The sequence below is a fragment of the Pseudoalteromonas sp. NZS127 genome, from assembly GCF_015864805.1.
In the GTDB taxonomy this organism is placed as follows: domain Bacteria; phylum Pseudomonadota; class Gammaproteobacteria; order Enterobacterales; family Alteromonadaceae; genus Pseudoalteromonas; species Pseudoalteromonas nigrifaciens.
Genome location: NZ_JADYWN010000015.1, coordinates 42,655 through 56,583, shown reverse-complemented (window position 1 = coordinate 56,583; position 13,929 = coordinate 42,655). Strand labels below are relative to the sequence as shown.

Sequence of the window (13,929 nt, the reverse complement as noted above, 5' to 3'; positions counted from 1 at the left end):
GATGGCACAAGTACAATTTTCAGTTTATCGTTATAATCCCGATGTTGACAACGCACCTCGTATGCAAGAATACACCTTGCAAACAGAGGAAGGTCACGACATGATGGTTTTGGATGCACTTATTCTTTTAAAAGAACAAGATCCAACATTATCTTTCCGTCGTTCATGCCGTGAAGGCGTGTGTGGATCTGATGGTGTTAACATGAATGGTAAAAATGGTTTGGCATGTATCACTCCTTTATCTACGCTGCAAAAAGGTGGCAAAGGTAAAATAGTAGTGCGTCCATTACCAGGCTTACCTGTGGTTCGTGACCTTGTTATTGACATGAGTCAGTTCTACACTCAATACGAAAAAGTTAAACCGTATCTAATTAATGACACGCCTGCAGCTGGCGAGCGTCTTCAAACAATCGAAGAACGTGATAAGTTAGATGGGCTTTATGAGTGTATTTTATGTGCATGTTGTTCAACATCGTGTCCTTCGTTCTGGTGGAATCCAGACAAGTTCATTGGTCCAGCAGGCCTTCTTCATGCTTACCGTTTCTTGGCTGATAGCCGAGATACAGCAACAGAAGAGCGTTTAGCTGACTTAGACGATGCTTTCAGTGTGTTCCGTTGCCACAGTATAATGAACTGTGTTAGCGTTTGTCCTAAGGGTCTTAATCCGACTAAAGCAATTGGACAAATAAAATCTATGTTATTAAACCGAGCGGTTTAATTACTTAGTAAATGTAGGATGGCTAATACTAATTAGTCATCCTGTTATCATAACTATTAATTTCTGCGCTAAAGAAAAGGGCTTATAAATGCACGAAGGTGTGATGAAGGCATGGCTAGAATCTTCACATTTAAACGGCGGTAACGTTGCTTATATTGAAGAGCTTTATGAAGCGTATTTAGACGATGCGACTTCGGTGCCAGAAGAATGGCGAGAAGTGTTTGAACAATTACCTAAAGTTGATGGTGTGGATGTTGAAGTAAAACATTCAGAAGTTCGAGCACAGTTTGCGGCGCTTGCTAAAAACAAGCATAGAGAAGTAGTGGTAGCAGAGGGCAGTGGCGGTGACCTTAAACAGGTTAAAGTATTGCAACTTATTAATGCTTTCCGTTTTCGTGGACACCAAAATGCTAACTTAGATCCGTTAGGTATTTGGCAGCGAGAGCGCGTACGAGATTTAGAGCTAGATTACCACGACCTATCCAATGCTGACTTTGACCGCGAATTTAATGTAGGATCGTTTGCTGTAGGGCGCGATACTATGCCTCTAGGTGAGTTATACCAAGCACTAAAAACCACGTATTGTGGTTCTATTGGCGCCGAGTATATGCACATCACATCAACAGAAGAAAAACGTTGGTTACAACAGCGTTTAGAGTCTGTTCAGTCTAGGCCAAAATTCAATAAAGACGAAAAGCTACGTATCCTCAAAGGATTAACCGCAGCCGATGGTCTTGAAAAATATTTAGGGGCTAAGTTCCCAGGTGCTAAGCGCTTCTCACTTGAAGGTGGCGATGCGTTAGTACCTATGCTTAAAGAGCTGATTCACCGCGCCGGTGAAAGTGGCCAAAAAGAAGCTGTTATTGGTATGGCTCACCGCGGCCGTTTAAACGTACTTGTGAACGTACTTGGTAAAAATCCATCAGAGTTATTTGATGAGTTTGCCGGTAAACACAAAGACACGTTAAGCTCGGGTGATGTTAAATACCACATGGGTTACTCATCTGACTTTGCTACTAAAGGTGGCAATGTGCACATGGCACTTGCGTTTAACCCATCGCATCTTGAAATTGTAAATCCAGTGGTTATGGGCTCAGTACGTGCTCGTTTAGACCGCTTAGGTGACAGCTCAGGTATTAAAGCACTGCCAATTACTATTCATGGCGACTCAGCAATTGCTGGTCAAGGTGTTGTACAAGAAACATTTAACATGTCACAAACAAACGCCTTTAGCTGTGGCGGTAGTATTCGTATAGTAGTAAATAACCAAGTTGGTTTTACAACGTCTAAACAAGACGATGTACGTTCTACTCCATACTGTACTGACATTGCTAAAATGGTGCAGTCGCCAATATTTCATGTTAATTCTGACGATCCAGAAGCAGTGGCATTTGTTACTCAACTGGCACTTGATTTCAGAAACCAATTTAAGCGTGACGTTGTAATTGACCTTGTTTGTTACCGTCGCCATGGTCATAACGAAGCTGATGAGCCTAATGCTACTCAGCCTGTTATGTATCAAAAAATTAAAAAGCATCCAGTTCCACGTTTAATTTACGCTGATCAATTAATTGCCGAAGGCTCATTCACTGAAGATGAGGTTAAAGCACTTGTTGATGATTACCGTAATGGTTTAGACGAAGGTAATTGTGTGGTTGATGAAATACAGCCAGAAACATCACATTCATCAGATTGGGCAAAGTATGTTGGCCATGAATGGAGTGTTGATTACGATGCAAGTGTCTCGGTTGAAAAACTAAAAGAGCTTGGCAACATAGTGTCTAGCTACCCAGAGAATCATAAAGCGCAATCGCGCGTGAAGAAAATTTACGACGATCGTAAGCTAATGGCATCTGGCGAAAAGCCGCTTGATTGGGGCATGGCAGAAACACTAGCTTATGCAACTATTGCAGCAGAAGGCACAGATATTCGTTTTACTGGACAAGATTCTGGTCGTGGTACTTTCTTCCATCGCCATGCGGTAGTACATAGTCAAGCCGATGGTGCGACTTACACTCCACTTGAGCATGTTGGTAAAGATCAAGGTACTTTCCAAGTATTCGATTCAGTTCTTTCTGAAGAAGCGGTTGTTGCTTTTGAATATGGTTACGCAACCGCAGAGCCAACGTCATTAATTATTTGGGAAGCACAGTTTGGTGACTTTGCAAACGGCGCACAAGTTGTATTTGATCAGTTTTTAAGCTCGGGTGAGCAAAAGTGGGGGCGTTTATGCGGCCTTACTATTTTATTACCACATGGTTACGAAGGCCAAGGTCCAGAGCACAGCTCTGCACGCTTAGAGCGCTTTTTACAACTTTGTGCTGATCACAATATGCAAGTATGTGTACCTTCAACGCCAGCGCAAGTATATGCAATGCTTCGTCGTCAATCAGTTAGACCATTGCGTCGTCCACTGATTGTTATGACGCCTAAGTCATTACTACGCCATCCGTTAGCAGTGTCTTCGCTAGAAGAACTCTCTGCAGGTGTTTTTCATAATGTGATTGACGAAATTGATGATATTAACCCTGAGAAAGTAGAACGCGTTATTTTTTGTAGTGGTAAAGTTTACTATGAACTATTACAAGAGCGCCGCAAGCTTGAACAAGATAATATTGCAATCGTACGTGTAGAGCAGCTTTACCCGTTCCCACACGACGAAATGAAAACTATTATAGAGCGTTACCAGCACGTAACTGATTTTGTATGGTGTCAAGAAGAGCCGCAAAACCAAGGTGCATGGTATTGCTCGCAACATCACTTCAAAGATGCTATTCCACAAAACGCTAAACTAACGTATGCGGGTCGTAAGGCTTCAGCATCACCAGCATGTGGTTATATGTCAGTACATACTAAAGAACAACAAGCGCTCGTTGCCGACGCGCTTACTATCGAAAATAAAGGATAAGCAATGAGCACAGAAATTAAAGTTCCTGTTCTTCCTGAGTCGGTTGCAGATGCTACCGTTGCTACATGGCATGTAAGTGTTGGCGACAAAGTAACTCGCGACCAAAACTTAGTAGACATTGAAACAGATAAAGTGGTTTTAGAAGTTGTTGCGCAACATGACGGTGTGATTACTGAAATTACACAAGAAGAAGGCGCTACGGTACTTGGCGATCAAGTTATCGGTTTACTTGGCGATGCTGATGCAGCACCAGCAAGTGAAGATGCACCAAAAGAAGACTCTTCAACTGAAGAATCTGCAGCAACTAAATCAGAAGACGCGCCAGCGGCGCAATCAGCACCAGCATCAGAAGGTAAAGAAGTGGATATTAAAGTTCCTGTACTTCCAGAATCAGTTGCAGACGCAACAATTGCTACATGGCATGTACAAGCAGGCGACGCAGTAACTCGCGATCAAAACTTAGTAGATATTGAAACTGATAAAGTGGTACTTGAGGTTGTTGCTCAAGAAGACGGTATCATGGGTGAAATAATCCACGGCGAAGGCGACACTGTATTAGGCGAGCAAGTAATTGGTTCGGTTAAAGCGGGCGGCGCTCCAGCAGCACCAGCTAAAAAAGCAGACGCAGCTGCACCAGCAGCAAGTGAGTCAAACGACAGCTCTGATGTGTTAACACCTTCAGTACGTCGTTTAATTGCTGAAAAAGGCCTAGACGCTGCAAAAATTAAAGGCACGGGTAAAAACGGTCGTGTAACTAAAGAAGACGTAGATACTTTCTTAAAAGCACCTGCACCAGCGGCAAAAGCAGCACCAGCGGCGGCACCTGCAGCAGCAATGGGCGATCGTACACAAAAACGTGTTCCTATGACGCGTTTACGTAAAACAATTGCTAAGCGCTTACTTGAAGCGAAAAACTCAACTGCAATGTTAACAACATTCAACGAAGTGAACATGGAACCTATCATGAGCCTTCGTAAGCAGTATCAAGAAGTGTTTGAAAAGCGCCACGGTATTCGTTTAGGTTTCATGTCTTTCTACGTGAAAGCGGTTACTGAAGCACTTAAGCGCTTCCCAGATGTAAATGCATCAATTGATGGTGACGATATTGTTTATCACAACTACTTCGACATCAGCATCGCTGTATCTACACCTCGTGGTCTAGTAACGCCAGTACTTAAAGATTGTGACAAGTTATCAGTTGCAGAAATCGAAAAAGGTATTCGTGAGCTAGCACTAAAAGGTCGTGATGGTAAGCTAACACTTGATGATATGACGGGTGGTAACTTCACTATTACAAATGGCGGTGTATTTGGTTCTTTACTATCTACTCCTATCATTAATTTACCGCAGTCTTCAATTTTGGGTATGCATAAAATCCAAGATCGTCCAATGGCTGTAAACGGTAAAGTAGAAATACTTCCTATGATGTATTTAGCACTTTCTTATGACCACCGCATCATTGATGGCAAAGAATCTGTTGGCTTCTTAGTAACAATTAAAGAGTTACTTGAAGATCCAACACGCTTATTACTGGATGTTTAATTTAGTTGTATGAAATGTAAGCTGTGAATGAACATTCACAGCTTTTTTTTTGCGCCTTTGGTCATACTGGGGTTTTCATGTTAAGCCTTGGGATCTATACTATGGTCGCAATTTGGGATAGTTGTTTATTTGAAAAAATATTCGGCTCTTTTAGTATAAAAATTTGGATAAAGCATCATGAATTTGCATGAGTATCAGGCAAAACAACTTTTTGCCGAATATGGTTTACCAGTTTCTACAGGTTACGCTTGCGATACACCTGAAGAAGCTGCAGCTGCTGCTGAAAAAATTGGCGGCGATATGTGGGTTGTTAAAACTCAGGTTCACGCAGGTGGACGTGGTAAAGCTGGCGGTGTAAAGCTAGTAAAAACTATCGACGAAGTTAAAGCGTTTGCAGCTAACTGGTTAGGTAAAAACCTAGTTACTTACCAAACAGACGAAAAAGGCCAGCCAGTTGCTAAAATTTTAGTAGAAAGCTGTACTGACATCGCCAACGAATTGTACCTAGGTGCAGTTGTTGACCGTGCATCTCGCAAAGTTGTTTTCATGGCGTCTACTGAAGGCGGCGTTGAAATTGAAACTGTTGCTGAGGAAACACCTGAGCTTATCCACAAAGCTGAGATCGACCCATTAGTAGGTCCTCAAGCTTATCAAGCACGTGAACTAGGTTTCAAATTGGGTCTTAACCCAGTACAAATGAAACAGTTTGTTAAGATCTTTATGGGTCTTGGTAAAATGTTCACTGATTTTGATTTCGCATTACTTGAAATCAACCCGCTTGTGATCACAGATGAAGGTAACCTTCACTGTCTTGACGGCAAAATCGGTATCGATGGTAATGCACTTTACCGTCAACCTAAAATCCGTGAATTCCACGATCCTTCACAAGAAGATTCACGTGAAGCACATGCAGCAAGCTTTGAGCTTAACTACGTAGCGCTAGATGGTAACGTTGGTTGTATGGTTAACGGTGCAGGCCTAGCAATGGGTACTATGGACATCGTAAACCTACACGGTGGCAAACCGGCTAACTTCCTAGATGTTGGCGGCGGCGCGACTAAAGAACGTGTTTCTGAAGCATTCAAAATCATTCTTTCTGATGATAATGTTAAAGCTGTTTTAGTTAACATCTTTGGCGGTATTGTACGTTGTGACATGATTGCTGAAGGCATCATTGGCGCAGTTAAAGAAGTAGGCGTAAACGTACCAGTAGTTGTACGTTTAGAAGGTACTAACGCTGAACTAGGCCGTGAAGTTCTTAAAAACTCTGGTCTAGACATCATCGCTGCTGAATCACTAACAGACGCTGCTGAAAAAGTAGTTGCTGCTGCGGAGGGCAAATAATGTCTGTATTAATCAATAAAGATACAAAAGTTATCTGTCAAGGTTTCACCGGTGGCCAAGGTACTTTCCACTCAGAGCAAGCGCTTGAGTACGGTACACAAATGGTTGGTGGCGTAAGCCCAGGTAAAGGCGGTCAAACGCACCTTGGTCTTCCTGTATTCAATACAGTACGTGAAGCAGTACAAGAAACTGGCGCAACTGCGTCTGTTATCTATGTACCAGCACCTTTTTGTAAAGATGCAATCTTAGAAGCAATCGATGCAGGCATCGAGCTGATTGTTTGTATCACTGAAGGTATTCCTACACTTGATATGGTTGATGTTAAAATCAAACTAGATCAAACAGGTACACGTATGATCGGTCCTAACTGCCCAGGTGTTATTACTCCTGGTGAAACTAAGATTGGTATCATGCCTGGTCATATCCACAAACCTGGTAAAGTAGGTATTGTTTCTCGCTCTGGTACATTAACGTACGAAGCAGTTAAGCAAACTACTGATGCTGGTTTTGGTCAGTCTACATGTGTTGGTATTGGTGGCGACCCAATTCCAGGTACTAACTTTATCGACGTTTTAGAAATGTTCGAAAAAGATCCACAAACTGAAGCGATCGTAATGATCGGTGAAATTGGTGGTACTGCAGAAGAAGAAGCTGCAGAGTACATCAAAGCACACGTTACTAAACCTGTAGTATCTTACATTGCTGGTGTTACTGCACCAGAAGGTAAGCGTATGGGTCACGCTGGCGCAATCATTGCCGGTGGTAAAGGTACTGCTGATGAGAAATTTGCTGCACTAGAAGCTGCGGGCGTAAAAACTGTACGTTCACTTGCTGATATCGGTAAAGCACTTAAAGAGAAAACAGGCTGGTAATCGCTTTTTTGCTCTAAAAAGGCTCGCTAATGCGAGCCTTTTTGTTATCTGCACTTTTACTTTTACTTTTACATTTAGTATAGGTAGCTTATATGCTGATAAAACCGCACTGATAAATCTTGGCGTTGTTTATTTATAGCTAACTCATCGCACAAAGTATGAATCGTTTTCTCTACTTGATTCATAAACCGCCCATAGCCCATTTCATTATTATTATGCTGCGCAGCTACCACTACAAAATGCAGTGTTTCTACTAATTTATCTTCATTAAATAGCGCTTTAATTTGCACTTGATCAGTCTCTATGTCAAAGCTTAACTTTTGTAATTCTTGATTACCGTCATTTTTATCAATGCTGCTATTACGAATAATTGGTATAGCGCCATTAGCAACCATAGCCCCGTGGGTTAACTTATTGGTATTACAAATTTGGGTAAATAAATCGGTAAAGTATGTATAAAATTGCTTAAAATCACGATTATTTATTTGTGTTTGAAATTGCGTTTTGATTGCTCGTGACACTGGAATAGCGAAGGTTGCATAGCTCATTTGGGCATGATCACTGGGAATATTACACTGCCTTGACTGGTAGCGAGGGTAGAGGCTACGCAGTTTATAACCGTAGGTTTGTTTATTGCCTTTATCTTTAGCAAATAAGTCATAGGTTAAATGTTGATGATCGCGCAGTTTAAACAGTGGTTGTTCTAAAAATAACTGCTGTTGTAAATTATTTAATACCTTTTGTACTTTGCTATGAAACAGTGCTGAATTTGCACGCAGATCGTCACCGGTTGCTAAAAATAACAGCCTGATTTTTTTACTGGCTATATTTTCAGTGTAGTACGCTTTATGTGCTTCGTGGTAGCGAGGGTTATAAAAAAACAACATTTGTTTATTCGTTTCAAGCTGATACGACTCATCGTTAAAGCGTACTACAGGTAGTTTGTTGTTCGCTAATAAATGCACATTGTGTAAGCCAAGCTCATCACAGCAAGAAAAAAGCTCACGTGCTATACGCTCATAACAACAGTTAATATTACTAAAGCTTTTATAAAAATCAGTGGTAGGGGTTATTTCAGCTAAAAGGTAGTGATTGGTACGGGCATTGGTTGGAATATAAACACGGTGTTGATTTTGTATAGCCATCATGGTTCCTTTAAGTCAGGTTATTTGCTTACTATAATGGCCTTTGATGACGTTATTATTGCGCTAAAACAAAGTTTATTCATTAACTGACTCGTTACTGAATTAAAGTTAACCAAGATCTAAAATAAACCTTAATCTATTGCTGTATGTTAGTGTATGTTTTTGTAATAATGCATCAGTTTTGTTATCACGCACTATTTTGAGGATCATACTCCTATGGCGGAAATCGAGAATCGCCCAAGTAATTTTATTAGAACCCGCATTGACCAAGATTTAGCAAGTGGAAAGCATGCGTCTACGCATACTCGTTTTCCACCCGAACCAAATGGTTTTTTACACATTGGCCATGCAAAATCAATTTGTTTAAATTTTGGCATCGCAAAAGACTATAACGGTTTATGTAACTTACGCTTTGACGATACAAACCCAGAAAAAGAAGATATTAACTACGTTAATTCTATTAAAGAAGACGTGCAGTGGTTAGGCTTTAATTGGGATGGCGAAATTAAATACTCGTCTAATTACTTCGATATATTATACGATTATGCAGTTGAGCTAATAAATAAAGGCTTAGCGTATGTGTGCTTTTTAACGGCAGATCAAGCCCGTGAATACCGTGGCACATTAAAAGAGCCGGGTAAAAACAGCCCATACCGCGATACAGCAAGTGATGAGAATCTCGCGTTATTTGAAAAAATGCGTAATGGCGAGTTTAAAGAAGGCGAGTGTGTACTGCGCGCTAAAATTGATATGGCAAGCTCATTTATGGTGCTTCGCGATCCTATTATTTATCGTGTACGCTTTGCTCATCATCATCAAACTGCAGATAAGTGGTGCATTTACCCAATGTACGACTTTACTCACTGTATTTCTGATGCGCTAGAAGGTATTACGCATTCATTGTGTACACTGGAGTTTCAAGATAACCGTCGTTTATATGACTGGGTACTTGATAACATCAGTTTAGAGTGTCATCCACAACAAATTGAGTTTTCACGCTTAAACCTAGAGTACACTATTATGTCTAAGCGTAAGCTCAGCGACTTAGTAGTGAATAATCATGTAGAAGGGTGGGATGATCCACGTATGCCTACGATTGCAGGCTTACGTCGTCGTGGTTATACCCCAGCCTCCATTCGTGAGTTCTGCTTACGTATTGGTGTAACCAAACAAGAAAACATGGTTGAAATGGGCATGCTTGAAGCCTGTATCCGTGAAGATCTTAACGAAAATGCACCACGTGCAATGGCGGTACTTGATCCCGTTAAAATCGTTATTGAAAACTATGATGCTGATAAAGTTGAAACCTTATCTGTGGCTAATCACCCAAATAAAGAAGAAATGGGTCGCCGTGATGTGCCATTCACAGGTGAAATTTATATTGAACGTGAAGACTTTAAAGAAGAAGCTAATAACAAGTTCAAACGTTTAGTACTTGATAAAGAAGTACGCTTACGCGGCGCTTATGTTATTAAAGCACAGCGTGTTGAAAAAGACGAAAATGGTGAAATTACCACTATTTATTGTACTTTTGACCCAGAAACGCTAGGTAAAAACCCAAGTGATGGTCGTAAAGTTAAAGGGGTTATTCATTGGGTATCGGCAAGTGAAGCGATTACAGCAGAAGTACGTTTATATGACCGTTTATTTAGCGTACCAAACCCAGCAGCAGCCGATGAGTTTGAAAGCACCTTAAACCCTGACTCATTAGTTATTTTAACGAATGCTAAGTTAGAGCCATCGTTGGCTAATTCAGCAGCCGAGCAAGGTTTTCAGTTTGAACGTACTGGCTATTTTTCGCGAGATTCAAAAGCGAAAAACATAGTATTTAATCAAACAGTGGGTCTGCGTGACTCATGGTCAAAAACCCAGTAAAGGTTAACGCCTCAGTACTCATTATTACCTAGGAAGTGTTAGTAATGAGTACTGGGAATTTTACTGACAAAAAAACCTGCATTAAGCAGGTTTTTTTTGTTTATAATACAAGCTTAACTTATATTATTAGCAAAATTTTTGCACGCTTCTTTGTCTTCGCATTCACCATACAAATATAAAGAATGATTGGTTAATTTAATACCATTTCTTTCAGCAACTTCAAGTTGGCGACGTTCAATAACATCATCTTCAAACTCAACCACTTTACCACATTTTAGACATACTAAGTGGTCATGGTGAGTGCTGGTTGCAAGTTCAAATACTGATTTACCACCTTCAAAGTGATGGCGAGTAACAATACCAGCGTCATCAAATTGATTAAGTACGCGATATACAGTTGCAAGACCGATTTCTTCACCCAAATCTAGAAGAATTTTATAAACATCCTCAGCACTAATATGCTGGTTATCAGGTGATTGTAAAATCTCTAAAATCTTAATTCGCGGTAAAGTAACCTTTAAACCGGCTTTTTTTAATTCCAAATTATGATCAGTCATTAAATCTGTCTCAATTTTGTTTGGTTATACTAGACACCTTGCAAGGATGTACACGAATAGATGTACACGACACATCAACCGGTAAGGGTAACGTGCCTAGCTACTAAGTGCAAAGGTCAAAGCTAATAAATACCGATAAAAGCGCATTTACTAATATATTGCTACTAATTTAAGCAAAAACCAAGAAAAAATAAAGTTAATCAGCAAGCTCGCTTAAACACATTTCTTCATAAACTTGGGCAGACCAGGCTTTAACACGCTGCTCAGTGAGTTCTGGTTGACGGTCTTCATCGATACCTAAACCAACAAAATGTTTGTCATCAGCAATACCTTTAGATGCTTCAAAGTTATAACTTTCACTTGGCCAATGACCAACCACAATAGCACCACGTTCAGTAACTATATCGTTAATCATGCCCATTGCATCTAAAAAGTACTCTGCGTAGTCTTCTTGGTCACCACAACCAAAAATAGCAACCAGCTTACCTTCAAAGTCTACTTCTTCAAGCTCAGGAAAAAAATCATCCCAATCACATTGCGCTTCGCCATAATACCAAGTAGGAATACCAAATAAGATTAAATCAAATTCCGCAATCTCTTCTTTAGAGCTTTTTGCAATATCATGTACAGCTACGAGCTTTTTACCCAATTCTTTTTGGATCATTTTTGCTACGTGTTCTGTATTACCTGTGTCACTTCCGAAAAAAATGCCTACACTTGCCATGGATTAAACCTTTTATCTATCAATAGCCAATCTTTCTTGTAAAATTGTTTCAATCAACACACTGCGGCTAATATTTTGTGCATCTGCCATATCACTAAGTGCCTGATATAACTGTGAAGAAACTTTAAATTCAACACGCTTTAAACCACGTGCTTTATCTCTTTTTATTTGATTACGTTTATTAACCTTTAACTGCATATCCCGTGGAAGGGGATTGGTTTTAGGTCTGCCTGGGCGTTTTTCGTATTCAAATAAATCGAGCGTTGTTCTATCTGTTTCTGACTTGGCCATGCTTAACCTACACCTGCGCCTTGCCAAAATACTTGAATAAGTCCTTTAGCAATAAAGCCAGAACACCCTAAAAAGAGTACAGCCCAAACAATGTAACGACCAAACTTGGGTACATTGCCGCTTTTTAGTACGTCTTTAATTGCCATACCGATGAATATAAAAATACCGGCTAAGCCAAAATACAACCCTAAGGTATCAAATTCGTTAATTAACTGACTGACCATCAACGTGTAACCTTTAAATTAAACGGCGCATACTATAGCATATAAATATACGACTTTTTAGTACGCAAAATCAAAAACAGGCGATTAAAATGAGTTTAAATCGCAGTTAAAAAGTCATTTATTGCTTTATTCACTGCTAATGGCTTTTGCGCATGCAACCAGTGGCCAGCACCGTGAATTATTTTGGCACTGGCATTACTAAAGCGCGCATTAATAGCCGCTCTATGCTCAGCTAATATATAGTCAGAATCATTACCTTTAATAAATAGAGTGTCGCACAAACAAGAATTGTTTTCATTAACATTGTCGGTAATTATCGAATAATTTTTATCAAGACTCAATAAATTAAACCGCCATGCAAAATTGCCTTCATCGTTTTTAGCTAAACTTTTTAATAAAAACTGACGCACACCCATCTCGTCTATAAAAGGCTGCATAATTGCATCGGCATGCTTTCTATCTGTAATAGATTCGTTTGCAACCGCTTTAAGCGCTTGAATAATTTTAGTGTGACGAGCAGGGTAACTAACAGGTGCTATATCAAGTACGATTAATTTATTAACGTGCTCTGGATGGGTTAATGCCAATTCCATTGCTACTTTTCCGCCCATAGAGTGGCCTATAATGTGCGCTTTATCTATGTTCAAATGTGTTAATAATTCAATAATATCTTGGGCCATTGCCGCATAAGTCATTGTATCGCTATGGGGCGATTTGCCATGGTTACGTAAATCGACATTGGTTACGGTATAAAATTCACTAAGGGGTTTTGCGATCACGTTTAAGTTCTCTAATGATCCAAAAAGCCCATGAATTAAAATAACATGTGGGCCTTGCCCTTGTTGCTTATAATTTAACTGCATATTAGCCTCAGTGTAAAATTCGCCATAGTGTGACGAGCATTTGCTTAAAAAGCAAAAAATACAGTCACAAAATATAATATTGGGCTGTAGCCTGTTTTATCAACAATATTTAGCTATTTAATCGTGCTAAATAGTAATTTAAATAGCGCACATAAGTAATTTAAAATATATGTTTACAGCGGGGTTTGTTGTAACTCGCATTTCTAACTGGTTTGGGTATAATCACACGGAAAGAAAAATGTGGCCGTAATGACAGGAAGAACATGAAACAAATCGACATAGACGACGAGTTATATCAGTATATTGCCAGCAATACGCAAAGTATTGGTGAGAGCGCATCCACTATTTTACGTCGTTTATTAAATCTGAGCGGCGAAAAAATTCAGACCGCAAACGTAGAGCTTAATCAAAATAATCAAACAACAACTACCTTGCCTAAAATTACCCCTGTAGCAGAGCAAACACCTGCGCTTGCTGCTAAGCCAAGTGCAGTAGCTGAGAAGTCTGCGCAGCAAAAAAATGCGAATGTATTTAATGTATTAAATAAAGAAGAGTTGGCAATGCAGAAAGGCGTTGTGGGTCGGTTTTTATTTATTTTAAGTGCATTTTACCGTACCCATAAAACTGACTTTCGCGCCGTATTAGATATCAAAGGCCGTGATCGCGTTTACTTTGCTACTAGCAAAGAAGACTTAGTTAATAGTGGTAGCAGTATGAACCCTAAAAACATCACCGACAGTGAGTACTGGGTAATGACAAACTCTAACACTACACGTAAAAAAATGATGCTTCATGAAGTTGCTTTGTGTTTAGGTTATAGCACAGAACAAGCTGAAAAAATTCGCGACTACCTGTAAGGAAATACT

The 13,929-nt window shown here is 40.0% G+C and carries 13 protein-coding genes; 7 read left to right on the top strand and 6 right to left on the bottom strand.

From position 1 onward, the window contains the following. The first annotated feature begins 1 nt into the window (after position 1). From I6E78_RS13590 to sucD, 5 genes are all read left to right on the top strand, one after another. Complete coding sequence (locus tag I6E78_RS13590; protein WP_011328326.1) at positions 2-718, top strand: succinate dehydrogenase iron-sulfur subunit; 717 nt, start codon at positions 2-4, stop codon at positions 716-718. Positions 719-806: 88 nt separating this feature from the next. Then, the gene (sucA, locus tag I6E78_RS13585) at positions 807-3,626 is read left to right on the top strand and encodes a 2-oxoglutarate dehydrogenase E1 component (RefSeq protein WP_197182704.1); all 2,820 of its coding nucleotides are present in this window, start codon (positions 807-809) and stop codon (positions 3,624-3,626) included. Positions 3,627-3,629: 3 nt separating this feature from the next. Further along, positions 3,630-5,168 (top strand): 2-oxoglutarate dehydrogenase complex dihydrolipoyllysine-residue succinyltransferase, encoded by a 1,539-nt coding sequence (gene odhB, locus I6E78_RS13580; RefSeq protein WP_011328324.1) that lies wholly within the window; start codon positions 3,630-3,632, stop codon positions 5,166-5,168. A 177-nt stretch (positions 5,169-5,345) separates the two neighbouring features. After that, complete coding sequence (gene sucC / locus I6E78_RS13575) at positions 5,346-6,512, top strand: ADP-forming succinate--CoA ligase subunit beta (RefSeq protein ID WP_011328323.1); 1,167 nt, start codon at positions 5,346-5,348, stop codon at positions 6,510-6,512. After that, positions 6,512-7,384, top strand: a complete 873-nt coding sequence (gene sucD, locus I6E78_RS13570) for a succinate--CoA ligase subunit alpha (RefSeq protein ID WP_011328322.1) — start codon at positions 6,512-6,514, stop codon at positions 7,382-7,384. Before sucC ends, sucD begins: the two co-directional genes overlap by 1 nt. A gap of 74 nt (positions 7,385-7,458) precedes the next feature. Here sucD and I6E78_RS13565 read toward each other — a convergent pair whose 3' ends face one another. After that, positions 7,459-8,529 carry a DUF3083 family protein gene (locus I6E78_RS13565; protein WP_197182715.1) on the bottom strand — a complete coding sequence of 357 codons (1,071 nt, stop codon included), beginning with the start codon at positions 8,527-8,529 and terminating at the stop codon, positions 7,459-7,461. 216 nt (positions 8,530-8,745) lie between these two features. Here I6E78_RS13565 and glnS point away from each other — a divergent pair, with 216 nt between their 5' ends. Beyond that, complete coding sequence (gene glnS / locus I6E78_RS13560) at positions 8,746-10,404, top strand: glutamine--tRNA ligase (protein WP_197182703.1); 1,659 nt, start codon at positions 8,746-8,748, stop codon at positions 10,402-10,404. A 113-nt stretch (positions 10,405-10,517) separates the two neighbouring features. On the opposite strand, the gene fur is transcribed toward glnS, so the two are convergent. From fur to I6E78_RS13535, 5 genes are all read right to left on the bottom strand, one after another. Beyond that, positions 10,518-10,961 carry a ferric iron uptake transcriptional regulator gene (gene fur, locus I6E78_RS13555; protein WP_011328319.1) on the bottom strand — a complete coding sequence of 148 codons (444 nt, stop codon included), beginning with the start codon at positions 10,959-10,961 and terminating at the stop codon, positions 10,518-10,520. A 196-nt stretch (positions 10,962-11,157) separates the two neighbouring features. Continuing rightward, positions 11,158-11,685 carry a flavodoxin FldA gene (fldA, locus tag I6E78_RS13550; protein WP_011328317.1) on the bottom strand — a complete coding sequence of 176 codons (528 nt, stop codon included), beginning with the start codon at positions 11,683-11,685 and terminating at the stop codon, positions 11,158-11,160. A 12-nt stretch (positions 11,686-11,697) separates the two neighbouring features. After that, positions 11,698-11,976, bottom strand: a complete 279-nt coding sequence (gene ybfE, locus I6E78_RS13545) for a LexA regulated protein (protein WP_011328316.1) — start codon at positions 11,974-11,976, stop codon at positions 11,698-11,700. A 2-nt stretch (positions 11,977-11,978) separates the two neighbouring features. Continuing rightward, the gene (locus I6E78_RS13540) at positions 11,979-12,200 is read right to left on the bottom strand and encodes a DUF2788 domain-containing protein (protein WP_011328315.1); all 222 of its coding nucleotides are present in this window, start codon (positions 12,198-12,200) and stop codon (positions 11,979-11,981) included. 95 nt (positions 12,201-12,295) lie between these two features. Further along, positions 12,296-13,063: an alpha/beta fold hydrolase gene (locus tag I6E78_RS13535; protein WP_086994251.1), complete on the bottom strand. Its 768-nt coding sequence runs from the start codon at positions 13,061-13,063 to the stop codon at positions 12,296-12,298. A gap of 263 nt (positions 13,064-13,326) precedes the next feature. Between I6E78_RS13535 and seqA the strand changes: the two genes are divergently transcribed. After that, a complete protein-coding gene (seqA, locus tag I6E78_RS13530; protein ID WP_197182702.1) occupies positions 13,327-13,920 on the top strand; it encodes a replication initiation negative regulator SeqA in 594 nt (197 codons plus the stop codon). Positions 13,921-13,929: the final 9 nt, after the last annotated feature.